Annotated in this window: 22 protein-coding genes; 15 read left to right on the top strand and 7 right to left on the bottom strand. The window is 62.3% G+C overall.

Features of this window, described 5'->3' with window-relative positions:
* Positions 1–110 precede the first annotated feature (110 nt).
* The 3 genes from X756_RS154815 to X756_RS154825 all read right to left on the bottom strand — a co-directional run bounded on the left by X756_RS154815 (position 111) and on the right by X756_RS154825 (position 3,517).
* The gene (locus tag X756_RS154815) at positions 111–1,001 is read right to left on the bottom strand and encodes a carbohydrate ABC transporter permease (protein ID WP_023729478.1); all 891 of its coding nucleotides are present in this window, start codon (positions 999–1,001) and stop codon (positions 111–113) included.
* On the bottom strand, positions 998–1,957 hold the full coding sequence (locus tag X756_RS154820) for a sugar ABC transporter permease (protein ID WP_023729477.1): 960 nt from the start codon (positions 1,955–1,957) through the stop codon (positions 998–1,000). The genes X756_RS154815 and X756_RS154820 overlap by 4 nt, the downstream gene beginning before the upstream one ends.
* Before the next feature lie 81 nt (positions 1,958–2,038).
* On the bottom strand, positions 2,039–3,517 hold the full coding sequence (locus X756_RS154825; protein WP_023668101.1) for a sugar ABC transporter substrate-binding protein: 1,479 nt from the start codon (positions 3,515–3,517) through the stop codon (positions 2,039–2,041).
* 203 nt (positions 3,518–3,720) lie between these two features.
* Here X756_RS154825 and X756_RS154830 point away from each other — a divergent pair, with 203 nt between their 5' ends.
* From X756_RS154830 to X756_RS154850, 5 genes are read left to right on the top strand one after another with little or no spacing between them, the layout of a single operon-like run.
* Positions 3,721–4,431 carry a GntR family transcriptional regulator gene (locus X756_RS154830; protein ID WP_023681193.1) on the top strand — a complete coding sequence of 237 codons (711 nt, stop codon included), beginning with the start codon at positions 3,721–3,723 and terminating at the stop codon, positions 4,429–4,431.
* Between the two features lie 54 nt (positions 4,432–4,485).
* Entirely contained in the window at positions 4,486–5,652 is a 1,167-nt protein-coding gene (locus tag X756_RS154835) for a mandelate racemase/muconate lactonizing enzyme family protein (protein WP_023729476.1), read from the top strand.
* Positions 5,653–5,708: 56 nt separating this feature from the next.
* Positions 5,709–7,067, top strand: coding sequence for a mandelate racemase/muconate lactonizing enzyme family protein (locus X756_RS154840; protein WP_023704649.1), 1,359 nt, complete (start codon positions 5,709–5,711; stop codon positions 7,065–7,067).
* A 47-nt stretch (positions 7,068–7,114) separates the two neighbouring features.
* The gene (locus tag X756_RS154845; RefSeq protein WP_023704650.1) at positions 7,115–7,441 is read left to right on the top strand and encodes an NIPSNAP family protein; all 327 of its coding nucleotides are present in this window, start codon (positions 7,115–7,117) and stop codon (positions 7,439–7,441) included.
* Positions 7,442–7,449: 8 nt separating this feature from the next.
* Positions 7,450–8,652 (top strand): mandelate racemase/muconate lactonizing enzyme family protein, encoded by a 1,203-nt coding sequence (locus tag X756_RS154850; RefSeq protein WP_023729475.1) that lies wholly within the window; start codon positions 7,450–7,452, stop codon positions 8,650–8,652.
* Between the two features lie 74 nt (positions 8,653–8,726).
* On the opposite strand, the gene X756_RS01000000165355 is transcribed toward X756_RS154850, so the two are convergent.
* The gene (locus tag X756_RS01000000165355; protein ID WP_023729474.1) at positions 8,727–9,365 is read right to left on the bottom strand and encodes a MarR family winged helix-turn-helix transcriptional regulator; all 639 of its coding nucleotides are present in this window, start codon (positions 9,363–9,365) and stop codon (positions 8,727–8,729) included.
* Positions 9,366–9,481: 116 nt separating this feature from the next.
* On the opposite strand from X756_RS01000000165355, the gene X756_RS154855 reads away from it, so the two are divergent.
* On the top strand, positions 9,482–11,011 hold the full coding sequence (locus X756_RS154855) for an MDR family MFS transporter (protein WP_031238080.1): 1,530 nt from the start codon (positions 9,482–9,484) through the stop codon (positions 11,009–11,011).
* A gap of 69 nt (positions 11,012–11,080) precedes the next feature.
* Positions 11,081–11,917, top strand: a complete 837-nt coding sequence (locus tag X756_RS154860) for an amidohydrolase (protein ID WP_023729472.1) — start codon at positions 11,081–11,083, stop codon at positions 11,915–11,917.
* 49 nt (positions 11,918–11,966) lie between these two features.
* Here X756_RS154860 and X756_RS154865 read toward each other — a convergent pair whose 3' ends face one another.
* On the bottom strand, positions 11,967–12,752 hold the full coding sequence (locus X756_RS154865; protein ID WP_023729471.1) for a glucose 1-dehydrogenase: 786 nt from the start codon (positions 12,750–12,752) through the stop codon (positions 11,967–11,969).
* 83 nt (positions 12,753–12,835) lie between these two features.
* Here X756_RS154865 and uxuA point away from each other — a divergent pair, with 83 nt between their 5' ends.
* From uxuA to X756_RS154890, 6 genes are all read left to right on the top strand, one after another.
* Positions 12,836–14,020 carry a mannonate dehydratase gene (gene uxuA, locus X756_RS154870; RefSeq protein WP_023729470.1) on the top strand — a complete coding sequence of 395 codons (1,185 nt, stop codon included), beginning with the start codon at positions 12,836–12,838 and terminating at the stop codon, positions 14,018–14,020.
* A gap of 308 nt (positions 14,021–14,328) precedes the next feature.
* Complete coding sequence (locus X756_RS0134000; RefSeq protein ID WP_156941354.1) at positions 14,329–14,706, top strand: hypothetical protein; 378 nt, start codon at positions 14,329–14,331, stop codon at positions 14,704–14,706.
* A gap of 193 nt (positions 14,707–14,899) precedes the next feature.
* The gene (locus X756_RS154875; protein WP_023729469.1) at positions 14,900–16,189 is read left to right on the top strand and encodes a D-arabinono-1,4-lactone oxidase; all 1,290 of its coding nucleotides are present in this window, start codon (positions 14,900–14,902) and stop codon (positions 16,187–16,189) included.
* Positions 16,186–17,358 carry an alanine racemase gene (locus tag X756_RS154880; RefSeq protein ID WP_031238077.1) on the top strand — a complete coding sequence of 391 codons (1,173 nt, stop codon included), beginning with the start codon at positions 16,186–16,188 and terminating at the stop codon, positions 17,356–17,358. The genes X756_RS154875 and X756_RS154880 overlap by 4 nt, the downstream gene beginning before the upstream one ends.
* 79 nt (positions 17,359–17,437) lie before the next feature.
* Positions 17,438–19,150, top strand: a complete 1,713-nt coding sequence (locus X756_RS154885; protein ID WP_023729467.1) for an aldehyde dehydrogenase family protein — start codon at positions 17,438–17,440, stop codon at positions 19,148–19,150.
* 49 nt (positions 19,151–19,199) lie between these two features.
* Positions 19,200–20,852, top strand: a complete 1,653-nt coding sequence (locus X756_RS154890; RefSeq protein ID WP_023729466.1) for an FAD-binding dehydrogenase — start codon at positions 19,200–19,202, stop codon at positions 20,850–20,852.
* A 239-nt stretch (positions 20,853–21,091) separates the two neighbouring features.
* Here X756_RS154890 and dgoD read toward each other — a convergent pair whose 3' ends face one another.
* Together dgoD and X756_RS154900 are read right to left on the bottom strand one after the other, a co-directional pair.
* Entirely contained in the window at positions 21,092–22,240 is a 1,149-nt protein-coding gene (dgoD, locus tag X756_RS154895) for a galactonate dehydratase (protein WP_023714596.1), read from the bottom strand.
* A 7-nt stretch (positions 22,241–22,247) separates the two neighbouring features.
* Positions 22,248–22,937 carry a FadR/GntR family transcriptional regulator gene (locus X756_RS154900; RefSeq protein WP_245264488.1) on the bottom strand — a complete coding sequence of 230 codons (690 nt, stop codon included), beginning with the start codon at positions 22,935–22,937 and terminating at the stop codon, positions 22,248–22,250.
* A gap of 245 nt (positions 22,938–23,182) precedes the next feature.
* On the opposite strand from X756_RS154900, the gene X756_RS154905 reads away from it, so the two are divergent.
* On the top strand, positions 23,183–24,172 hold the full coding sequence (locus tag X756_RS154905; protein WP_023729463.1) for an arabinose ABC transporter substrate-binding protein: 990 nt from the start codon (positions 23,183–23,185) through the stop codon (positions 24,170–24,172).
* Between the two features lie 70 nt (positions 24,173–24,242).
* Complete coding sequence (araG, locus tag X756_RS154910) at positions 24,243–25,754, top strand: L-arabinose ABC transporter ATP-binding protein AraG (RefSeq protein ID WP_023729462.1); 1,512 nt, start codon at positions 24,243–24,245, stop codon at positions 25,752–25,754.
* The last annotated feature ends 9 nt before the right edge of the window (positions 25,755–25,763 follow it).

Here is a 25,763-nt window from a genome sequence, read left to right as displayed (position 1 = left end):
GGCATGATGCCGAAAAGTGTGAAGCGGTTTTCGGACGACATCATGCTCTATCTCCTTGATTTAGAGGCGGATTCAGATTTGAGGTCGAACAGACCTGAAATCATCCGGCTCTAGTGTTTGACCGCGCCTTCTGTAAGGGCGCGTACGAAGTATCGTTGCAGGAGGAGGAACAGCACCACGACGGGCACGCTCATCATGAAGCTGGCCGCCATCAGGCCCGGAAAGTCCGTCGTATTCTCCGAGAAGAAACGCTGTATGCCGACCGGCAGGGTCAACTGCTCGTTCTTGGAAAGGAAGGTGTAGGCATAGATGTACTCGTTCCAGGCGCCAATGAAGGAATAGATAGCTGTGGCGATGATTCCGGGCGTCGAGAGAGGCATCACGATCAGGATGAAGGCCTGGAACCGGGTCGCCCCATCGATCCGCGCCGCCTGCTCGAGCTGCACCGGAATGTTGTCGTAAAAGCCCTTGAGCAGCCAGATCGCCAGCGGCAGGCCGAAGGTGAGATAGGTGAGAATGAGCGAGCCATGCGTGTTCACCAGCCCGATCGCGCGCATCAGGATGAAGAGCGGCACGAGAAAGATCACCGCCGGGAACATGTTGCGCAAAAGCACGGTGAAGAACAGGAAGTTTCGACCGGGGAAACGAAAGCGCGAAAAGGCGTACGCCGCAGGAACGGCCACGATCACCGAAAGGATTGTGGTGACCGTGGACACGTAGAGGCTGTTCCAGAAAAAACGCAGGAAGTCCTGGCCGACGCTGTTTTGCGGATCCAGCAGCTTTTGGTAGCTGGCCAGGGTAGGCTCTTCCGGCCACCATTGCGGCGGGAACTGCATCGCCGCGAAGCCGGACTTGATCGAGGTGATCAGCATCCAGATCATCGGCAACGCGGTGTAAAGCAGCATGAACACGAGGAAGATGCGCCCGGCCCAACGCCATCCGTCGATGCGCATGCGGCGCCGGGCCGGACGTTGAGGGACTGTCTCGACAATCGTGCTCATGCGCCGCCCTCCTTGCGCTCGTTGCCGGCCAGCGCACGAACGTAGAAGTAGCCCAGCACCATCAGCATGAGGAACAGGAGCACCGAATAGGCCGATGCGACGCCCCATCGCTGCCGGCCGAAGGCGAGCTCATAAATGTGGGTGATCCAGATGTGCGAAGCGTTCGACGGCCCGCCACCGGTCATGATCCACGGGATGATGAAGGAATTGAAATTGGCCACTGCTAGCAGCAGAATTGTCACCGTAGAGACGTTGCGCAGATGCGGGAAGGTGACGTGCCAGAAACGCTGCCATGCATTGGCCCCGTCGACTTCCGCGGCGCGCAGCAACTGGTCGGGGACCGTCTGCAAACCGGCCATCATCATGATCATGGCAAACGGAAACTCGCGCCAGATGTTGACGACGATCAAGGAGGGCAGCACCGTGCTGACGTTGTCGATGAAGTTCGGCGGCCGGTCAGCCAATCCGAGGCCGACCAGCACCGCGCCGATGATGCCGAAGTCCGAATGGTAAATCCACTTCCAGATATAGGAGGCGGCAACCGCGCTGATGACCCAGGGAATGATCAGGATAGCGCGCAGGACACCCCGGCCGATAAACTCGCGGTGGAGGGCCAGCGCAGCGGCAAATCCCAAGGCAAAGGCAACGAAGGTGGATGCGATCGTCCAGATCAGGGTGTTCAAGGTGACTTTCCAGAACACCTGACTGGTGAGGATGGCCGTGTAGTTGTCCAATCCGATGAAGGTCTTGTCGCGGAGCTGCAGGCCAGGCGGCGTTTTAAAGAACGACAGCTCGACCGTGTAGTAGATCGGATAGGCGATGACGATGAGCATCACGGCGATCGCTGGAAGCACGTATGCGTAGTCGGCACGGTGCTCCCAGGTATTCCGCAGCGCCCCGGAGCTACCGGGTTGCAATCTTTGGCGAGCCTCGGCCTTGCCGGTCACGATCGTCACGATGGCGTGCCCTTGTTCTTCGGAGCAAACCGGCTGCACGCACTATCGGCACAGCCGGTCGGATCGCAGGTCAGGCCCGGACTAGAGTCCGTCCATCAGGTTCTTCACCTTCTCGGCCGCGTCGTCCGCTGCCTGGTCGACGGTCATCGCTCCGGTCAGGGCGTTCTGCAGCATGTCCGGGACGATGATATTCATGATCTCGGGCGACTGCGGCAGCGCCGGGAACGGGATGCCGTATGGCAACATCGAGGTCGTGACATCGAGGAACTTGATGTTGTCCAGACGTTCCTTCATCCATTTGGTCTTGAAGCCGTTGAGGTTGCCCGGGTTCGAGCCGGCATACGCCATCTTCAACGACCATTCAGGGCTCGTCCACATGCAGATGATGGCCTTTGCGGCCGGCTCGTCCACCTTGCCGCCCTCGACATATTCGGGCTTCAGGATGTGAATGTTCGAGCCACCAAACACGACGGCGCGCTTGCCGTCGGGGCCGGTCGGAATCAGGCCATAGCGCATGTTGTCGATGACGGTCTGCGCCTTGTCCTTGTCGGCGCCCGTTGCCTTCTTCTGCAGGTCGAGCATGACGTTATAGTCGGACGGGTGCGAGACCATCATGCCGAGTTGGCCGGCGACGAACAGGGGCTGGTTATCGGCCTGCTGGTTGGTGAGGGCCGAGACCGGAACCGACTTGTCGCGAACATACATGTCGTAGGAGGCTTGCAACGCCGCCTTGCTCTGCGGGCTATTGAGCTCGACCTCCTTATAGGTCGGGTTCGCGGAGGCTTCGTCGAAGACACCGCCGCCATAGGCCCATAGTTGCGGCATGAAGCGGTACGGCGTGTTGCCGGCGTTCTTGCGCGCCACGAGGCCGTAGCCGGCTATGCCGAGCTTGTCATGGATCTGCTTGGAATATTTGACGACGTCGTCCCAGGTAGCCGGAGCCTTGTCCGGATCGAGGCCCGCACGCTTGAAAATGTCGGCGTTCCAGATGAACGCCATCGTCTCATTGTTGGTGGGAATGCCGTAGGTCACGCCATCCCAGGTTACCGCCTTCATGGCGCCGGGCCAGAAATCCTCTGTGGGATAGCCCACATCTTCCGGCTTGAGCGGCTGCAGATAACCCTTCGAGGCGAACTCGGTTCCGCCCAGGATTTGCAGGCGGACCGCCATCGGCGCGGCATTGCCCAGCAGCGCCGTGCGGAACTTGTCGAGAAGGTCGTTGTAGGTGAGGGCCTGATCCTCGAGCTGGATGTTCGGATAGGTCTTGCGGAAGGTCTCGAAGAAATCCTTGTAGTACTGACGCAGCAGGTCGGGGTCGCCCTCGAACACGCCCTGATACCAGAACGTCAGTCGCCCCTTGTAGTCGAGCGGAGTGACCTTGCCGCAATCGGCGGCCGTGTCGAAATCCTGTGTTCCGGCGATGGAGCGCACATATTCCGGCGACCACTTGCTCAAATCGACCGGCGGCGAACCCAATGCCGATCCCGACATCAGCGACGCCATCAAAGCAGTGGCTACAGTGCCGCGCAGGACGGCACCGCCGAGTGTAATCCTCGTCATAGTATCCTCCCAGATTCTCCCATGCCGCTGTGCGCCAAGGGGCTCGTTCGACCGTGCGGGATGCGTCCTCTGCTCAATGTATCCCTTCGATCATCTGGTACGTTTTCAGATCGTGGATTGCCTGTCAACGCATCCGATCGTACATTGTTTGCAAAACCCGTGTATGATATCGAGCATGTGATGTACTAATCGGGGGGGCGGCTTTGGCCGAAACAAGTGATTTCAAAGCAGAGCCACCCGTGGGGATTGATCCCATCGGGGCGTCCAGCGAGGGCGCCTCGCTTTATGAGCTGATCCGGGAAGACATCATCGAGGGACGGCTCGCCGCCAACGAACGGCTTGTGGTCACCGATCTCGCCCGGCGTCACGGCACCTCGACCAACCCCGTACGCGAGGCGCTGCAGCTGTTGCGAGGGGAGGGCTTCGTCACCTTTGTCGCCAACCGTGGCGCGCGCGTCCGGCCCATAGACCAGGATTTTGTCCGGGATATCTACGAGATCGGAGTCCTGATCGAGCCGGCCCTGACGCGATGGTTCGTGAACATGGCGACCGGCGAGGACATCGCCGAACTCGAACGCATCCAGGCTCTGATCGAAGAGAACAACTTCACCGACACATTGCGGCACAGTGAACTGGATACGGCCTTCCACACCGTAATGTACCAGCGCCACTACAACCGCCATGCCGCCGAGCTTTGGTGGAAGCATCGCGAAGTGCTGCGAGCCGTGAGCCGGCGTTTCAATTTCACGCTCGCGCGGCGGGCCGCCATCATGCGTGAACACCGCGAGCTCATCGCGCATATCAAAGCCGGAAATGCCGACGAGGCGGCCGAACTCATTGCCCGCCATGTCGAGGGTTCCGGCCGGCACGTTCTCGAACAGATGCGTGCGCGCAACGCCGCTCGGGCCGGATAGAATTTCCAGCCCAGAAAATCATTGGTCCGGCCATCAGACAGAGGTAGTTGAGAGATGAAAATCACGAGCGTTCGGCCGTGGCTGATCAAGTCCGATGCTTCCTATTGGGGAGAGTTCCTGTTCGTCGAGGTGACGACCGACGAAGGGGTGAGTGGCTGGGGGGAAATCACCACCACCACAAGGCTCGCCAACCGCGCGCTCTGCACGATCCTGCGGCAGATCGGTGTTGCCGTCACAGGTGAGGATCCGGCGCGCATCGAGCATCTCTGGCACAAGATTTTCCGCAGCTTCACCTATATGGGCAGCCGCGGCGCCGCAGTCGAATGCGTGAGCGCTATCGACATAGCGCTCTGGGACATTCGCGGCAAAGTTCTAGGCAAGCCGATCTACGAGCTGCTGGGCGGACCGGTGCGCGATGAAATCGCGCTCTATACCCATCCCAACCAGGCCAAGTTTACCAGCAAGGAGGCTGTGGTCCGCGAAATTCGAGACATCGTCGAATCCGGGCACACCGGGCTGAAGTTCGATCCTTTCCCCCACCAGGGTCGCACCGCCGATGGCTTGGCGCGCGAACAGCGGGACGGCTACCTCGATGGCAGCATGACCCGCAAGGACGAGCGCGAGGCCGCCGAATTGACGGCTCTGATCCGCGAAACGGCGGGGCCCGATGTCGACATTCTCATCGACGCGCATGGCCGCTTCGACGTCCCCACCGCCATTCGCCTCTGCCGAAGCCTCGAGGAAGCCGGCCAGATCGACTGGTTCGAGGAGCCATGCCCGCCAGAAAGCCTCAATGCTCTCAAGCAAGTGCGTGAGAAGGTCAGTGCCGCCATCTCGTGGGGTGAGCGCGGCCACACCAAATGGGATTTCGTGCCGGTGCTCGAGAACAGGCTTGCGGACTACATCATGCCGGACGTTACCTGGACCGGCGGCATTACCGAACTGAAGAAGATTTCCGCCCTGTGCGAAGCCTACTACATCCCGGTCTCGCCCCATGACGCCGCGGGACCGATCAATGTGGTTGCGGGAGCGCAGGTGATGATGACGGTTCCCAACTTCTACAAGCTCGAAACGTCGGAGTGGAACCTGGACAAATATAATCACCTCATCGACGAGCCACTCGATGTCTCGAACGGCAGCCTCAAGCTGGCGTCGAAGCCGGGTCTCGGTGTCGAGATGAACCGAGACTACCTGCAGGCCCACGAGATAGAGCTTGGCTAGCAACGCTTATGCAGGCCGGGGGTGCGGGGCGCCACCAATCAGAACGAGGATAAGCCATGGCAAAGACGGGTAGCGCCGGCGAGGCGCTCAATCGGGTAAATACGAACTCCAGGCCGAGCGACCTGCGCATCACCGACCTGCGCGTTGCCGAGATCGTCGGCGCGCCGTTCACCTCCGCGCTGGTCAAGATCTACACCAACCAGGGCATTGTCGGCCTGGGCGAAGTGCGCGACGGCGCCAGCGCGACCTATGCGCTGATGCTGAAGAGCCGGTTGCTGGGCGAGAACCCTTGCGACGTCGACCGGCTGTTCCGCCGCATCAAACAATTTGGCGGCCATGGGCGGCAAGGTGGCGGTGTCTCGGCAATCGAGATCGCGCTTTGGGACCTCGCCGGCAAGGCGTATGGCGTGCCGATCTACCAGATGCTGGGAGGACGGTTTCGCGACAAGGTGCGTGTCTATTGCGACACCGACGCGGACAAGCCCAGCGGCACCGAGACCGGAAAGCGGCTCAAGGCGCGGATGGATCTCGGTTTCACCTTCCTCAAGATGGATCTCGGTCTGGCGCAGATTTCGCACATATCGGGCGCAGTGGTGGCGCCGGCCGGCGTGCTCGACGGTTTCCGCAGCCATGCCGCGCGCGGTCCGGCACGCACGCTGGACGAGCGCCGGGCGCGTAATGCCGCCTATGACGCGCAAAACGTGCCGCATCCCTTCACCGGCCTCCACTTCACCGAAAAGGGCATCGACCTGCTCGACCAATATATCCACGAGGTCCGCGAGGTGATCGGCTACGAGGTTCCGCTCGCCATCGACCATGTCGGCCACATCTCGCTGCAGGACGGCATCCGTCTGGCCCGGCGGATCGAGAAATACGCACCGGCCTGGCTCGAGGACGTGATCCCCTGGCAGTACACCGAGCAGTATCGGCAGTTGCAGCAGGCGACCTCGGTGCCGATCTGCACGGGTGAGGACATCTACCTCAAGGAAGGCTTCGAGCCGCTGCTCAACGCCGGCATCTCGGTCATCCATCCGGATCTGCTGACCACCGGCGGCATTCTCGAGACCAAGAAGATCGGCGACGCGGCGCAGGAGCATGGCGTCGCCATGGCCATTCACATGGCGGAAAGCCCGATCGCGGCAATGGCCGCCGCGCATGTCGCGGTGGCGACGGAAAACTTCATGGCGCTCGAATATCACAGCGTCGAAGTCGACTGGTGGGACGATATCGTCACCGGCCTGCCCAAGCCGCTGGTCAAGGACGGCTTCATCACCGTGCCCGACAAGCCTGGTCTGGGCATCGACGACATCGTCGACGAAGTGATCAGCCAGCACCTGCAGCCCGGCGTCACCGGCATCTGGCAACCGACCGATCACTGGGACGACGAATACTCCTGGGACCGCACCTGGAGCTGACTCTACACTTCTCTCCTCGGAGGGAGAGGTGAACAGAAGGATGGACCATGATCTACGAACTTCGCATTTACGACTGCGTGCCGGGCCGGCTGCCGGCGCTGCTCAAGCGTTTCAACGACCATACCTTGGCGCTGTGGGATAGACACGGCATCCGCCAGGCCGGGTTCTTCACCACGGTGGTCGGCGAAAACAGCAATCGACTGATCTATTTCGTCGCCTGGGAATCCCTTGCCGAGCGCGAAGTGAGATGGAAGGCCTTCACCACCGATCCGGCATGGCTCAAGGCCCGCGACGAGTCCGAGCGCGATGGCCCGATCCTGGCCAATATTTCCAGCCAGTTTCTCGCGCCAACCGCCTTCTCGTCGGTGAAATAGAGGACATCATGAAGATCACCGATCTCAGGTGCGCCGTCATCGGCAGGCACCCCATCGTGCGCATCGTCACCGACGAAGGCCTCCATGGCCTCGGCGAGGTCGAGTACACCAAGCCTTATCTGAAACCCTGGGTGCTGCATTTCCGCGACGCGCTGATCGGCGAGAACCCGACCGATGTCGAACGCGTGATGTTGAAAATCCGCCAGCGCGGCTCGTTCAAGCCCTACGGCGCCGCCGTCAGCGCTATCGAGCATGCTCTGTGGGACATCGCCGGCAAGGCGGCAGGCGTTCCGGTCTACAAGCTGCTCGGCGGCAAGGTGCGCGACAAGGTGCGGGTCTATAACGGTTCCATCCGCAAGAAGCGCACCGGCGACAGGCCGGAGGATTACGCGGCCGACGTCAAATGGATGATGGAGCGGCCGGAAGGTTTCTTCATGGTCAAGCAAGGCATCAGCTTTCATTCCAACATGAAGACCAGCGTCCCCGACTTCCACTACGGCGTGCGTCAGCCGCCGACCTATCACGGCGCGATGGACCAGGGGCAGATCAGCGAGCGCGGCATGGCGCATATGATCGAATGCGTCATCGCCATGAAGGAGGTGCTCGGCGACAAGGTCTCGCTGGCGCTGGATTGCGGCCCCGGCTGGTTCCTGCCCGACGCCATCCGCTTCGCGCGGGCCGTCGAAAAATACAATCTGATGTGGCTGGAGGATATGCTGACGGGCGACTACGTGCCGTGGGTCAATCCGCAGGCCTATCGCGAACTCACGACATCGACGTCCACCCCGATCCATACGGGCGAACAGATTTATCTGCGCCATAATTTCAAGGAACTGATCGAAACACAGGCGGTGCGCGTCATCGGCCCGGATCCTGCCGATATAGGCGGTATCGCCGAGCTCAAATGGGTGGCCGAGCATGCCTATATGCACTCGATCATGATGGCGCCGCACGGCACGGCGAACGGTCTGCTGGGCCTCGGCGCGCTGATCAATGTCTGCGCCACGCTGCCGGCCAACTACATCGCCTTCGAATATCCCAGCGCCTCCGACCCCTGGTGGGAGGACATCGTCATCGGCCTGCCCAAGGGGCAGATCGTCAGGGACAGTATGGTGGACCTGCTCGAAGCTCCGGGACTCGGCCTCGACATCGATGCCAAGGCGGCGAAGAAATACCTGGCGGAAGAGGACGCCGGTTTCTTCGGCCGATAACGATCCGAGGCGACCTGAGCGTCAAGGGCTATCGAACGGCTCGCACACATGGGTGAGCGTCCACGCCGTGCCGCCTATTTCGTTTCGGGCAGCATCTCGTCCATCAACTGCTTGACGGCCTCGGCGGATCTTTTCATCCCGGCTTCGTCCATGGCCCAACCGGCGAAGCGTTCCAGCAAGGTGGCGAACCTTACTAGGTCCTGCTCATCCCACTGTGCCAGCGATCCGGCGAAAATCCGCCATTTGGTCTGGCGCACCGCCGCCACGAGGCGCTCACCCTTGGCGGTGAGTTTGAGGCAGATGCGGCGGGCATCGCGTTGCGATGCGACACGGCAGGCATAGCCGCGTTCGACGAGGTCGGCCGCGATGCGGCTGGCGCGCGACGGATCGTTCTCGAGGCGCTCGGCGATGACGCCAACCGTCACCTCATCCTGCTGGGTAGCGCTGAAAACCGGATTGTTCGCGATGGCGCTGATCGCATCGAGATGGCTCACTTCCAGCGAAGGGTCTACGCGCGCCAGGATCATGCGGCCGAAGTCGCGGCGCTGGATCGAGCGGCGCACCTTGCTCATTACCGCATCGATGGCGGCCACGGCCTCGGCCGCCGGTTCGGACAGGCCGCTGCCGCGCGCCAGACCGGCGAGGTCCCGATCGCCGCGCGTCTGGAACAGGGATGGAAATCGGTCCGGACTGCTGGATGCGTTGCTGCTCATCCATAGCGCGTTAGCAAGAATATATGCTGATGTCAATTATATGCTGAGCGCACATATCTGGTTGACACCTCTCGGCTGTGGGCACATAAATCGCGCCCCAAGTTACGGAGACACCGATGACTGTCGAGCAGACGCTGCCGGACGCGCGGCCCGTTGAGGCCCAAGTCAGGCCCGATCTGACGACATTGATCGTCTATTTCGGCGCGCTGATCGCCATGTTCATGGCCACCATCGACATGCAGATCGTCGTCACCGCCTTGCCTACCATTGCGGGCGAACTCGGCAATCTGCATCTGTTCGGCTGGGTCGGTGCCGCCTACCTGCTCTCGACCGCCGCGGTCTCGCCATTCTACGGCAAGCTTGGCGACATGTATGGCCGCAAGAATGTCGTGCTGACGGCGATCGGCCTGTTCCTGCTGGGCTCGCTGGTCTGCGGCATGGCATGGTCGATGGAGAGCCTGATCGCCGCGCGCGTGCTGCAAGGCATCGGCGGTGGCGGCCTGATGGTCTCCGCCTTCGCCATGATCGGCGAACTGTTTTCGCCGCGCGACCGCGCGAAATACCAGGGCTACAGTTCGGCGGTGTTCGCGCTGTCGTCGGTGCTCGGCCCGCTGGCCGGCGGCTACATCACCAGCCTGTTCGGCTGGCGTTGGGTGTTCCTGGTCAATTTGCCGATAGGGATCATCGTGCTGGCGGTGCTGGCCTTCGCCATGCGCAGCCGGTTCAACGAAAAGCGGCACCGCATCGACTATCTCGGCGGCGTGCTGCTCGCCACCGGCACGACGGCGATCGTTTATTGGGGCTACCACGTGCTCGACCCCAGCGGACCGGACCTCATCACCTTCGCGCTGCCGCTGCTGGCACTAGTCGCCATCACCTTGTTCGTCATGGTCGAGCGGCGGGCCGAAGAGCCGATCGTACCTCTGCGGCTGTTCGGCAATTCGACGGTCAGCATCGTCTCGGGCGTGTCGCTGGTCGCCGGAACGGTGACGCTGGGCATGTTCTTCTATTTTGCCCTCTACATGCAGACGCTGACGGGCCTGAGCCCGGCCGAGGTAGGCTTCCTGTTCCTGCCGGCGTCGCTCACGTCCATGGTCATTTCGATCGTCGCCGGGCGGGTGATCGCGGCAACCGGACGCTACAAATGGATGCCGGTGGTCGCCATGGCTATTGGCGGGTTTCTGATGCTGGGCTTCGTCCTCACCAACCAGCATACGCCGATCTGGGTATTGGCGACGATGATGGCAGTGTTCGGCATCAGCATGGGCCTGCAGTTCCAGGTGCTGATTGTGGCGATCCAGGCGGCGGCACCCCTGCAGGATATCGGCGCGGTGACGTCGCTGATCACGCAGGCGCGGACGCTCGGAGCATCGCTCGGACTGGCGCTGAACGGCGCGGTGATGATCTGGGCGCTGAACCGGCAGACAGCCGAGCTTCCTGCAGACGCCGCCGCCCTGCTGCCGGGTGGCCTGAACGGGTTGACGCCGCACCTCGCATCGAGCCTGCCGGGCGCGATCCGCGAAGTGGTGCTCGACCATTACTCCAGTGGCTTCAACGTGATGTTCATCTGGGTGGCGGCGCTCTATTTCGTCGCCATGGGGCTGACGCTGCTGCTCGAGGACAAAGAGATCCCGAAGCGGGCCTGAGCCAAAGCTTGTGTCATGCGCTGGGTTTAGGCATTTGGCGATGATCTGAAATCACCGAGGAGGACAGCCATGATCATCGACACTCATCTGCACCTGATCGACCTGTCGGCGCTGCGCTATCCCTGGCTCAGCCGCGAGCCGGCGCTCAACCGCGATTTCCCGCACGCAGAATATGCGATCCAGGCCCGCCGGGCCGGCATCGAGGCCGCGCTGCATATGGAGGTCGACGTCGATGAAGCCGACATCCAGGCCGAGACCAGCCATGTGAAGGCGCAGTCGCTGGAGAAGGGCAGTCTGTTGCGCGGGGCGATCGCCTCCTGCCGCCCGGAGGAGGCCGGTTTCGCCGCCTATCTCGAGCGCCAGCAGGCCGATCCCTTCGTCAAGGGGTTCCGTCGCGTGCTGCACGTCATGCCGGACGAGCTTTCGGACAGCGCGCTGTTTCGCGAAAACATCAAGCGGCTTGCCGGCACAGGCCTGACCTTCGACCTCGTCGTCCTGCCGCATCAGATTCCAAGGGCGGTTGCGCTCGCCGATCTGGCGCCGGATGTGCAGTTCGTGCTCGACCATTGCGGCGTGCCCGACATCAAGGCCAGTGCGGAACATCCGTGGCGCGAGCATATGACCGAGATCGCGCGGCGTCCCAATGTCATCGGCAAGATCTCCGGCGTCGTCGCCTATGCCGATGCCGGCTCATGGATCGTCGAGACCTTGCGCCCCTATGTCGAGCACACGATCGGCTGCTTCGGCTGGGACCGCGTCGTGTGGGGCAGCGACTGGCCGGTGTGCACGCTTGGCGGTGGCCTTGCGACCTGGGTGGCGGCGACGCATGCGCTGATTGCGGGAGCCAGCCCTGAGGAGAGGACGAAACTGCTGTCGGGCAATGCCAAGCGGATGTGGAAGCTGTAGCGCGGTCGGACACCGATTGCCTGCAAGCGCGCAGAACGCCATCATAGCGCTACTTCACGCCGATACCTGCCGTCAGGCCGCCATCGATCCTGTAGTCCGCGCCGGTGCAGAAACCGGCCTTCGACGAGCACAGGAAGGCGATGAGTTCCGCCACTTCCTCCGGTTCGCCGATACGGCCGAGCGGATGCGCCGCGCCGAAGCGCTTGTAGGCCTCTTCGACATCGGCATCGCTGCCATTGCCGCCACGCGCGGCCTTCTCCAGGATTGGCGTGCGGATCGAGCCCGGGCTGACCGAATTCACCCGAACGCCTGATGCCGCATAGTCGAGCGCCAGCGAGCGCGTCAGCGTGTGGATGGCCCCTTTGGTCGTGGCATAGGCGGCAACGTTCTGCTGGCAGGCAAAGCCCTGCACCGAGGCGACATTGACGATGGCGCCGCCTCCGCGCTTGATCATTTCCGGGATGCCGAAATGCGCGGTCAGGTAGATCGAGCCGACATTGACCGTCATCGTTCGGTTCCAGGTTTCCCAGTCGGTCGTCGTCGCGGTGCCATAGGGATGGACGGCGGCTGAATTGACGATGACATCAAGGCCGCCGAACCTTGCGACGCCAGCCGCCACCGCGTCGCGCACCTGGTCGGAGATGGACACATCGGTTTCGATGACCAGCACCGCAGCTCCAGCGCTTTCCAGTTGCGCTTTCATCGCCGCATTGGCGCTGCGGTCGATGCCGCAGGCGATGATTGCGGCGCCACCGGCCGCAAGGCGTCTGGCGGTTGCCAGGCCAATGCCGGTCGTCCCCGTCACCAGGGCGACCTTGCCGTCGAAATCCATCATTTCTAAAAACTCTTCCATTTTCTATCGACTCCCATCGAGGTCCAACAATAAGTTGCCAACCTCTCGCAGAAGGAAAGCCGAAAATGGAACAATGCTGGCGCTGGTATGGGCCCGATGATCCGGTGACGCTCGATCATGTCAAGCAGGCGGGCGCCACCGGCGTGGTCTCGGCGCTCCACCATATCTATGACGGCCGGGCGTGGCCTGAGGCCGAAGTGCTGGAGCGCAAGCGCATTATCCAGGAAGCAGGACTGACCTGGTCGGTCGTCGAGAGCGTTCCGGTCCACAATTCCTTCAAGATCGGCGCGCAGGAACGCGGGCGCTATGCCGGCTATTACCGCGATTCGATCCGCGCGCTGGCCAAGGCCGGCATCGCCACGATCTGCTACAATTTCATGCCGGTGGTGGACTGGACCCGCACCGATCTAGCCTACCGTCTGCCGACGACAGGCTACGCCCTGCGTTTTGATGCCGTTGATTTCGCCGCCTACGATCTGTTCGTGCTGAAGCGCAAGAACGGTGCTGACAGCTACACGCCGGCGCGTATTGCGCAGGCGGAAGCGCGGCTGAAGGAATTGCCGCCCGAGAAGATCGACCAGATCGAGCGCAATCTGATCGCCGGCCTGCCGGCTACAGAGCGCAAGTATGACCGCGACAGTTTTCGCGAGGCGCTTGCGGACTATGACGGGATCGGGCCGAAGGAGTTGCGCGACAACCTCGCGTGGTTCCTGCGCGAGATCATTCCGGTGGCGGAAGAGGAGGGGGTGCGCATGTGTATCCACCCCGACGATCCGCCGTTTTCGCTCTACGGCCTGCCGCGCGTCGTTTCGACCGCCGAGGATGCGCGTTTCATTCTCAATGCCGTCGACAGCCAGGCCAATGGGCTGACGTTCTGCACCGGGTCCTACGGCACGCGCGCCGACAACGACATCGTCGCCATGGTCAAGGAATTCGCCGACCGCATCCACTTCGCCCATCTGCGCAACATCACCATCGAGGATGACGGCTCGTTCTACGAGGCCGAGCATCTCGAAGGCGGCACCGACATGGCGAATGTCATCCTGGCGCTGATGCAGGAGGAGGCGCGCCGCCGCAAGGAGGGCCGCGCCGACTGGCAAATCCCGATGCGGCCGGACCATGGCCACCTGCTCGCCGACGATATCGGCAAGACAAGGATCAATCCCGGCTACTCGCTGATCGGCCGCCTGAAGGGTTTGGCCGAATTGCGCGGCATCATGCGGGCCGTGGAAACGTTTGGGCTGGCTTGAAGGGGCAACGAACTGCGTTCAATGCCGACGCCGGCTCAGCGTGCGTCGCTGTAGATAATGCGGCCGGCGCGGAATGTCGTCCGATGACAATCAGATACCACGCTCGATCACGATCGCCCGGTCGCGGTGAGGCTCGTGATACAGCCGGTTGCCCTCATGGATTTGCACGGCCCTTAGTACGGCGCGCGGCTCGCTGACGGACGAGGAACCTAGCCGTTCGCCCCACGACCTGGCGGCGTGCTATTGTGTAGTGAAGTTCCGTTGCCCCGAGGTGAGCTAGAGGGGTACTCGGAAATCAAGTATGAATCATGAATAATGCAGTATTGATTTACGTTCGTGCAAGCAAAGGAACTGTAGTGATGGATGGGCACGACGGTCGTCGGAATGCGTTAAAGAAACTATACGTTTTCTCGATGCTTTTCGTTTTATTCACTTCAACATTGGTTATTTACGGAATTGGCGGATGGGTGGTTGCGTTTGGCAGCAGTGACTTCCGAGAAAGCCATGGTGGGAGAGGTATTTTTTTGGTTTTGTTAGCATGCGGCATGTTTTATGGATATATAAAGTATGACGAACATGAAACAAAAATCAGAATAAAACGGGATGAGCGCAAAGCTCTTGTGGTGAGATTTAAGCAGATTGTTTTAATTATATTTGTGTCCTTGTTTGTCCTTTTAATTGCCTAGAGATAATCTCACTATCGGAATGCGAACAATCATGGCGAAAGCCATGCACTTGAACACGGGACCACACAAGACACCTCCGATTGCCAGGTTGACAGAAAGCTGACAATGTATCATATCCGAAAAGCTGAGTATGTATCATATTATTCAGCGCTAGGAGAAAGACCGGCAAAGCCGGCGTCCCAGGGAGGCAATTTTGGGAGAGGCTATCAGCCAGTGGAGCAATTGGTCGGGCTATGTCACGGCCACGCCGCAGGCTTTTGCCGAACCGCAGAGTCTCGATGAGCTGAGTGGTGCCATTCGCAACGCGCCGGGACCAGTTCGATTCGCTGGCACGGGCCATTCCTTCACGCCTCTGGTTAAGAATGACGGGACGATCCTGTCGCTTGATCGCTTCGAGGGCCTGAGGTCGCACGATCCCGAAAGGCTGACAGCACGGGTCGGCGCCGGCACCAAGATCGGCGCGCTGGCAAAGCTGTTGCACGGCGTCGGCCAGGCGCTGCCGAACATGGGCGACATCGACAAGCAGGCGTTCGGCGGGGCGCTGGGCACCGCCACCCACGGCTCGGGCATCACGCTCGGCGCTTACCATACCCAGCTCGAGGCGATGCAGATCGTCGACGGGCGTGGCGCCGTGAAAGAGTTCGACCGTGCCAAGAGCCCCGACATGATCGAAGCCATGGGCGCTTCGCTCGGCGCTTTCGGCGCCGTCACCGAAGTGACGATCCGCAACGTGGCGAGCTACCGGATGCGGCACCGCCGCTGGACGGCGCCGATCGCCGATGTGCTTGCGCAATTCGAAAGCACCATGACGGCGCATCGTTCGGCCGAGTTCTACTACGTGCCGTTTTCGGGCCAGGCGCTGCTGATTGCCAGCGACATCACCGAGGCGCCGGCGACGGTGCGTCCGCCGACGGAAGACGACGATGCGGTGACGACGCTGAGAAAACTGCGCGACTATCTCAGCTGGCTCCCTTGGCTGCGCCGCCGTCTCATCGGCTCGGCCTTCGCCAAGGTGCCGGCCGAGGATTATATCGAGGAGTGGCTGAAGGTCTTCACCTCCGAGCGCAACGTCAAGTTCAACGAGATGGAATACCACCTGCCGTTCGAGGAAGGGGCGGCCGCACTCAGCGAAATCATTGCGCTGCTCGAGACGCGGTTTCCAGAGGTCTATTTTCCGATGGAGGTGCGCGTCGTCGCGCCCGACAATGTCTGGCTCAGCCCCTTCTACAAGCGCCCAACCTGTTCCATCGCCATCCATCACGGCGTCGAGCGCGATCCGATGGCGTTCTTCAACGCCGCCGAGCCGATCTTCAGGAAGCGCGGCGGCCGCCCGCATTGGGGCAAGATGCACAGCCTGACATCAAGGGAATTGAGCGCGCTCTATCCGCGCTGGAACGATGCGATGGCGGTCCGCCGCGAGATGGACCCGGACAACCGCTTCGTGTCGCCCTATATTGCCAGGCTGCTCGGCGTCGCGGCATGAGCCTGACCGACACCTATTTCGCGGAAATGTCGGGCGCGCTCAGGGCAGCCGGGATCTTTCAGCCTTGCCTGGTGCTCGATCTCGACCGGCTCGATCACAACATCGCTGCGATCAAGGCGAAGTTCGCCACGGGCCTCGATCTGCGCCTCGTCGACAAGTCGCTGCCATGCCTGCCGCTGATCGACTATATCCGCGCGGCGTTTGCGACCGACAGGCTGATGACCTTTCATCTGCCGATCAGCGCCGAGATGCTGAAAGTGTTTCCCCAAGTCGATCTCCTGTTGGGGAAGCCGATGCCGGTTGCCGGCGCCAGGCACGCGCTGACGAAGGGCGTTCTCGCCGGGCTCGGCGAAGCTACGTCGCGCATCGTCTGGCTGATCGATACCGAGGAGCGGCTGGCCGCCTATGGCTCGCTTGCCGCCGAGCTCGACCGCGAGCTGCGCGTCTGCTTCGAGGTCGATGTCGGCCTTCATCGCGGCGGTATCAGCGATCCCGACTCACTGGCCCGGGCAGTTTCCGCGTTGGCGAATTACCCGCGGCTGAAATGCGAAGGCGTCATGGCCTACGAGGCGCATATCGGCCATATCCCCAAACTGCTGGGAGGACCGGCCAAGGCGCGCGTCAAGGCGATCAGCCTGTTTCGCCAGTATGTCGCTTGCCTTGCCGCCGACCAGCGCAAGATCCTCAATCTTGGCGGCAGCAGCACCGCATTGCTCTATGACAGCTGGGTCGGCGCCAATGAATTGTCCATCGGATCGGCTTTTATGCTGCCGACCGATTTCGATGTGCCGAGCCTCAGCCAATTGCGGCCTGCCGCATTCATCGCGACGCCGATCCTGAAAGTGGTCGATTCCCAGGCGCCGGGCCTCGACCAGCGCTCCTGGCTGCTGCAGAAGCTCGGGCTGTTGCCGCGGCGCGGCTGTTTTCTCTATGGCGGAAAATGGATGGCGAAGCCCGTCCATCCCGTGGGGATGAAGACCGACAAGACGTTCGGCTTTTCGACCAATCAGCAATTCATGGCGCTGCCCGACAACGTCAATGTCGGGCCTGACGACTACGCCTTCCTGCGTCCGACGCAGAGCGAATTCGTGCTACAGCAGTTCGGTTCGATCCAGGTCTATTCCGGCGGGAAATTCGTCGAGCAATGGGCCGCACTGCCGTTTTCGTAGAGCAATTCCAGGAAAAGTGTGAAGCGGTTTTCCCACAGGAATTGCGTCAAACAAAGAGATCGAGGTGGAGGAGGATAGGATGGTTGCCAAGGCAGTCAAAACCCAGCCCGTGCAGCCTGAATGGGCAGCCGAACTCGACCTCGCGCTCACCGATCTCGACGCCAGGAAGGACGACTGGGCGCAGACCTCGAATGGCGAGCGGATCGCCTTGCTGCGGCAGGTCAAGGATCACATCCGCGAGGTCGCCGAGGCGTGGGTCAAAACCGCGACGCGCAAGAAGGGCATCCCGACCGGCTCGCCGCTGGAAGGTGAGGAATGGCTGGCTGGCCCGGCGGCGCTGATGGATGGCTGCAACCAGTTCATCCACACGCTGAGCCTGATGGAGGGCAAGAAGTTCCTCGACAGACTGCCGGTCCGCACCTTGCCTAGCGGACAGGTGGCGGTGACGGTGGTTCCGAATTCGCTTTGGGACAAGGTGCTGTTCACCGGGCTGAAGGCAGAGATCTGGATGCAGCCCGGCGTGACCAAGGCGAACCTCGCCGCAAACACCGCATCGGCCTATGACGCGCCGCGCACCAGCCGCAAGGGCAAGATCGGCCTCGTGCTCGGCGCCGGCAATGTCGCCTCGATCGCGCCGCTCGACTGCCTGCACAAGCTTTTGGTCGAGCACCAGGTGGTTCTGCTCAAGATGAACCCGGTCAATGATTACCTCGTTGATTTCCTGCGGCCGGCGCTGCGGCCGCTGATCGAATTCGGCGCGCTGCGCATCGTGCGCGGCGGCACCGATGTCGGTGCGTATCTGTGCAACCACGATCTCGTTGACGACATCCACATCACCGGTGCCGCCGCCTCGCATGACGCGATCGTCTGGGGTCCCGGCGAGGAGGGCCGCAAGAACAAGGCGGCGGGCACGCCGCGCAACAGCCGGCGTATCACCTCTGAGCTTGGCGGCGTGGCGCCGACCATCGTGGTGCCCGGCCCATGGTCGAATGCCGACATCGCCTACCATGCCGAACTGATCGCCACACAGAAGCTCAACAATTCCGGTTTCAACTGTATCGCCTGCCAAATGCTCGTGTTGCCCGAAGGCTGGGACAAATCCGACGCGCTTCTGGCGGCCCTCGAAAAGATGATGCAGAAAGCCCCGTCGCGCCCGGCCTATTATCCCGGCGCGACCGAGCGCCTCGCCGCCTTCGAGGCGCATGCCGACAGCGTACAGAAATTCGAGCGGCCCGGCGGGCCGGCCTGCGTGGTGGTGCCGTTCCGGCCGGGCACGGATACCTATCTCGAAAATGCCGAGGTGTTCGCGCCGGCGCTCAGCGTCATGCGGCTGCCGGCGGGCAATGCGGAATCCTATCTGCGCGCCGCTGTCGCCTACGCCAATGAAAAGCTGCACGGCACGCTTGCCGCCAACATCCTCATCCATCCCAGGACGATCGCCGAGATCGGCCGGCAGCGCTTCGAGGAAATCATTGCCGAACTGCGCTATGGCGGCATCGGCATCAATTCCTGGAGCGGCGTTCTGTTCGCGCTGCTGCGCCCGACCTGGGGTGCTTTCCCTGGCCACACGCTCGACGACGTGCAGAGCGGCATCGGCGTCGTCCACAACACCTATTTGTTCGACAGACCGGAACGCAGCGTGCTCGAAGCGCCGTTCCGCATCATGCCGAAGCCGGCCTGGTTCCTGACCCACAAAAGGGCACACATGGTCGGCCGCCTGATCACCGAGTTCAGCTACCGGCCGAGCCTCATGAAGCTGCCGCGCATTATCTGGAACGCGCTGCGCGGCTAGCAACGAGCATCCGATCTCAAAAACAAAAGCCGGCACAGGAGCTACGACAATGGCTGACGCGGATGCAATCATCGTTGGCGGCGGGCTGGCCGGCCTGGCCGCAGCCGCGGAACTCGGCGATGCCGGCAAACGCGTGATCATCGTCGAGCAAGAGGGTGGCGGTTTTCTCGGCGGCCAGGCATTCTGGTCGCTCGGCGGCCTGTTTTTGGTCAACACGCCCGAGCAACGCCGCCTGCGCATCAAGGACAGCCGCGACCTCGCCTGGCAGGATTGGCTGGGCTCTGCCCAGTTCGACCGGCCCGAGGACCATTGGCCAAGGAAAGTGGCGGAAGCCTATGTCGATTTCGCCGCCGGCGAGATGCGGCCGTGGCTCTACGCCATGGGCATGCGCTGGTGGCCGGTGGTCGGCTGGGCCGAGCGCGGCGGCGCGCTGGCCAATGGCCACGGCAATTCAGTGCCGCGCTTCCACCTGACATGGGGCACTGGGCCGGGCGTGGTCGCGCCGTTCGAAAGGCGCGTGCGCGAGCACGTCGCCAAAGGGCTGATCACTTTGAAATTCCGTCATCAGGTCAGCCGGCTGATCAAGACCAACGGCGCGGTCACCGGCGTCGCGGGCGAAATTCTGGAGGCATCCGATGTCGAGCGCGGCAAGCAGTCGAGCCGCACGGCCGTCGGCGATTTCGACCTTTCGGCCGGTGTCGTGATCGTCACCTCCGGCGGGATCGGCGGCAATCATGAGTTGGTTCGCAAGGTCTGGCCGGTCGGGCGGCTGGGGCCAGCGCCGAAGCGTATGGTTGCCGGCGTGCCGCACCATGTCGACGGCCGCATGGTGGCGATCACCCAGGACGCCGGCGGGGCCGTCATCAACGCCGACCGCATGTGGCACTATGTCGAGGGGATCAAGAACTGGGATCCGATCTGGCCGAACCACGGCATTCGCATCCTGTCGGCGCCGTCGCCGCTATGGTTCGATGCTCTGGGACAACGCATGGAGGCGCCGTTCTTCCCGAGCTTCGATTCGCTCGGCACCTTGAAGCGTATCCTGTCGACGGGACACGATTATTCCTGGTTCGTGCTGAGCAAGACGATCGCTTCGAAGGAGTTCGTGCTGTCGGGTTCGGAGCAAAACCTAGACTTTACGGCCAAGGATTGGCGGGCCGTGCTGAAGAACCGGCGCGGCGGCAAGGCGCCACCATCGGTGGCAGCGTTCCTGGAAAAGGGCGAGGACTTCGTCGTCCGCGACAACCTGGCCGACTTGGTCGCCGGGATGAACGCGCTGTCAGGCGACAATCTGCTCGACTACGACGGGCTCAACGCCCAGATCGTGGCGCGCGATCGAGAGGTCGACCATGCCTATACCAAGGATGCGCAGGTCACAGCCATCCGCGGCGCCCGCAACTACATCGGCGACAAGATCTTCCGGGTGACCAAGCCGCACAAGATACTCGATCCCAGGCACGGGCCGCTGATCGCGGTGCGCCTCAAAATCCTGACGCGCAAAACGCTTGGCGGCCTGCACACCAATCTCAATTCGCAGGTTCTCGATGGCAATGGCGCGCCCATTGCCGGGCTCTATGCGGCAGGCGAGGTGGCCGGCGGCGGTGGCGGCGGCTATCACGGCTACAATGCGCTGGAAGGGACATTTCTCGGCAGCTGCATCTTCTCCGGCAGGAACGCAGGCCGGCACGCCGCGGGCAGGTGACGCGGCTGGCGGGCCAAGAAAAGGTCGATGAGAACAGGACATCCGCCATGTTCCATGGATAGCGACTGCTTTCGATCGCTTGCGGCAACCCAGGCGGTCAGCGAGTTGCGGCTTGCCGGCGCCGACGGTTCCCATGCGCTGGTGCTCGGCGCTGCGGCCCATCAGAGGCCTGCGTTACGCTGGCGCCACCGCGAAATTGAGCTTGAGGTCCTGAAGGCCTGGCCGCAAGGTCGGCCGGGCTACCACTCGGCGAAGGAGCCGTCCTTGTGACGCCAGACCGGGTTGCGCCAGCGGTGGCCTTCCTTGGCCCTTTCCTTGACGTAGTCCTCGTCGATTTCGACGCCGAGGCCGGGACCATCGGGGATTGCGACATAGCCATCCTCGTAGCGAAAGACGTCCTTGTTGGCGGCATAATCGAGCAAATCGTTTGCGGCGTTGTAGTGGATGCCGAGGCTCTGTTCCTGGATGAAGCAGTTGTAGCTGACGGCATCGAGCTGCAGGCAGGCGGCGAGCGCGATCGGGCCGAGCGGGCAGTGCGGCGCGACCGCAATATCATAGGCCTCGGCCATCGCCGCGATCTTGCGGCATTCGGTGATGCCACCGGCATGCGACAGGTCTGGTTGGATGATGTCGACGGCGCCTTGTTCGAACACCGATTTGAAATCCCAGCGGCTGTAGAGCCTCTCGCCGAGTGCGATCGGCGTCGAGCCCAGCGCTGCGATCTCCTTCAGCGCCTCGCGATTTTCGCTCAGCACCGGCTCCTCGATGAACATCAGCCGGTAGGGTTCCAACTCCTTGACCAGCATGCGCGCCATCGGCCGGTGGACGCGGCCGTGGAAATCGACGGCGATGCCAATGTTGGACCCAACGGCCTCGCGCACCATGGCGACTCGTTCGACAGCCGCATCTATTCTGTCATGGCTGTCGACGATCTGCAGTTCCTCGGTGCCATTCATCTTCAGCGCCTGAAAACCGCGCGCCACCACTTCCCTGGCGCCATCAGCCACTTCCGCCGGCCGGTCGCCGCCGATCCAGGAATAGACCTTGATGCTGTCGCGCAGCTTGCCGCCGAGCAGTTCGTGCACAGGCACGCCGAGCGCCTTGCCCTTGATGTCCCACAGCGCCTGGTCGATTCCGGCAATGGCGCTCATCAGGATCGGCCCGCCGCGGTAGAAGCCGCCGCGATGCATCACCGTCCAATGGTCCTCGATCAGGCGCGGGTCCTTGCCGATCAGATAATCGCCAAGTTCCTTGACCGCTGCCTCGACTGTCAGCGCACGGCCTTCGACGACAGGCTCGCCCCAGCCGGTGACGCCGGCATCCGTCTCGATCTTCAGGAACAGCCAGCGCGGCGGGACGATGTAGGTGGTGAGCGAGATGATTTTCATGCTGGTCTCAGTTGTTCTTGAGTTTCTTGGCGCTGACCAGGTCGCGCGCCGCAAGGTCGAGGATCCGGCCTGCCGCCGCACGCGCCGCCGCGGCATCGCGCATGCGCAGTGCCTCCACCACCTCACGGTGCGCCGCCACTGCTTCCATGCGCCGGGCGAGCGAAATGGTCGCCGTTGCTTCAAGCGAGAATTTCAGCCCGGTGTCGATCAGATTGCCGATCTGGCGGAAGATCGGGTTGTGGCTCGCGGCATAGACGATCTGGTGGAAGGTGATGTCCGAGCGCGAGAAGGCGGCGAGATCCTCGCCGGCATTGGCCATGCCGCGCCAGGCGGCTTCGAGATCGGCGATCTCCTGCAGCGTCGCACGAGTCGCCGCCAGTTCAGCTACCAGAGGTTCGATGGCGCGGCGCGTTTCGAGGATGGCGTCGAACAATTTGTCGTTCAGCGCATGCGGCGCGTGCCAGGCCAGCACCTGCGGGTCGATGATGTTCCAGTTGTCCTGTTCACATACAACCGTGCCGATGCGCGGCCGCGACAGCACCAGCCCCTTGGCGGCCAGCACCTTCAGCGCCTCGCGGATGACGGTGCGGCTGACGCCATATTCGACGCCGAGTTCGTTTTCGGTCGGCAGAGACGAGCCGGCGGGATAGCGTCCGGAAAAGATGTCTGAGGCAAGCGCCTTGGTCACATCGGGCATGACGCGCGGGCGGCGGGTGTCGCCTGATGCCTTCTTCGAAGTTTCGGTCACCTCAGCCCTCCTCCAAGGCGGCGAAACCACTGATCTCGCGTCCCCGGCCTTACCGGATGCGGATGATTTGCGCCAGCGATCCCTGGTCAGAGCATGTAGCTCAATTATCATACCAGATCAATTGACGAGTATGATAAAAAGAATTAGAGACTCTGCATCCGGGCTGAGCGCCCGGCCATCGCTGGGAGGTAATCATGCGACTTCTGAAGACCGCGCTCGTCGCGGGCGCCCTTGCCGTGCTGTCCGTCACGACCATCGCTGCATATGCTCAGGACACCAAGATAGGTTTTATCGTCAAACAGCCCGAGGAGCCGTGGTTCCAGGACGAATGGAAGTTCGCCGACCAGGCCGCCAAGGAGAAGGGTTTTACCCTGGTCAAGATCGGCGCCGAGGACGGTGAGAAGCTGATGTCGGCGATCGACAATCTCGGCGCGCAGGGCGCGCAAGGCTTCATCGTCTGCACGCCTGATGTGAAGCTCGGCCCCGGCATCGTCGCCAAGGCCGCCACCAACAATCTCAAGCTGATGACGGTTGATGACCGTCTGGTCGGCGCAGACGGAAAGGCGCTGGAAGACGTGCCGCATATGGGCATTTCGGCGACCAAGATCGGCGAGGCCGTCGGCCAGGCGATCGTCGACGAAATGAAGGCGCGCGGCTGGAAGGCCGACGAGGTCGGCGCCATCCGCGTCTCCTATGATCAGTTGCCGACCGCCGTCGACCGGGTCGAAGGCGCCATTTCGGTGCTGAAGGCCAACGGCTTCAAGGCCGAAAACATCTTTGACGCGCCGCAGGCCAAGACCGATACCGAGGCTGCGCTCAATGCGGCGACGGTGGTACTCAACGCCCATGCCGACATCAAGAAGTGGGTCTCCTTCGGCCTCAACGACGAAGCCGTGCTCGGCGCCGTGCGCGCTTCCGAAAGCGTCGGCATCCCGGCCGAAAACGTGATCGGCGTCGGCATTGGCGGCGCGGATTCGGCGATCAACGAGTTCAAGAAGCCGACCGCCACCGGCTTCGTCGGCACGGTGATCATCTCGCCGAAGCGTCACGGCTACGAGACTGCGCTCAACATGTATGACTGGGTCGCCAACAACAAGGAACCCGAGAAGCTCATCCTGACCGCCGGTGCGCTGGCCAAGCGCGACGACTACCAGACGGTCCGCAAGGGTCTCGGCATCGAATAATCCTCCCTGTACAAACAGGCGGCGGCTCACAGTCGCCGCCTGTTTGGCATGGCAAAAGGATAGGCGCCCCATGTCCTTTCTCGACTTCTCGGAAATCACCAAGACCTATCCGGGCGTCAAGGCGCTGTCGAACGTCTCGTTCGGCGTCGGCAAGGGCGCCGTGCACGGCCTGATGGGCGAGAACGGCGCCGGCAAATCCACGCTGATCAAGATCCTGTCCGGCGACCAGCATGCCGATGACGGCGAGATCCTCATCGACGGCAAGATGCAAGCCTATGCAACGACGCGAGATGCCTTCGACAATGGCGTCATCGTCATCCACCAGGAACTGCAGCTGGTTCCCGAGCTCACTGTTGCCGAAAACCTCAGCCTCGGCCGCTTCCCCGCCAACGCCGGCATCATCGCCCGTGCCAGGATGCTGGACGATGTTGGCGCCAAGCTGAAATCAGCCGGCATCGACATCGATATCAGCCGCAAGGTCAAGACGCTGTCCATCGGCGAGCGCCAGATGGTCGAGATCGCCAAGGCGATCATGCTCGACGCGCGCGTCATCGCTCTGGACGAGCCGACCTCGTCATTGTCGTCGCGCGAAAGCGAAATCCTGTTTGCCCTGATCGACCGCCTGCGCGGCGAGGGCAAGGTCATCATCTATGTCTCGCACCGGCTGGACGAAGTGTTCCGCCTCTGCGACAGCCTGACCGTGCTGCGCGACGGCAAGCTCGCGGCGCACCATGCGTCGCTGAAAAACGTCACACGCGACCAGGTCGTCGCCGAAATGGTCGGCCGCGAAATCTCCGATATCTGGGGGTTTCGCCCACGCCCGGCCGGCGATGTCCGGCTGAAGGTCGACGCTGTTTCCGGAGTAAAACTGACGACGCCTGCCAGCTTCGAGGCAAGGGCCGGCGAGATCGTCGGCTTCTTCGGCCTGATCGGCGCGGGGCGCTCGGAACTGATGCGGCTGGTCTTCGGCGCCGACCGGCGCTCAGGCGGCACCATCAGCGTCGACGGCAAGGTCGTTCATGCCACCGATCCCCATGACGCGATCCGCGCCGGCATCGTTTTGTGCTCGGAAGACCGCAAGCATGACGGCATCATCCAGGGCCGCTCGATCGAGGAGAACATCAACATCTCGTCGCGGCGTCATCACACGCGCTTCGGGATCCTGAACCGCGCCAGCGAGATCGCCACCGCCGAGACCTTCATCAAGAAGCTCAAGGTGCGCACGCCGTCGCGCAAGCAGGACATCATCAACCTCTCCGGTGGCAACCAGCAGAAGGTCATTCTCGGCCGCTGGCTGTCGGAGCAGGGCGTGCGCGTGCTTATCGTCGACGAGCCGACACGCGGTATCGATGTTGGCGCCAAAGCGGAAATCTACGAGTTGCTCTACCAGCTTGCCGAAGACGGCATGGCGATCGTCGTCGTCTCGTCCGAACTGCCGGAAGTGATGGGCATTTGCGACCGCATCCTGGTGATGTGCGGCGGGCGCATCAGCGCCGAACTCGCGCGCGACCAGTTCGCCGAAAAAGCGATCCTGGCCGCCGCTCTTCCCGATCAGAAAACCCCCGACGCGATCGCATCCTGAGGATCTTTG

The sequence above is a fragment of the Mesorhizobium sp. LNJC405B00 genome (assembly GCF_000502615.1).
Lineage (GTDB): Bacteria > Pseudomonadota > Alphaproteobacteria > Rhizobiales > Rhizobiaceae > Mesorhizobium.
This window is presented reverse-complemented; position numbering and strand designations above follow the sequence as displayed.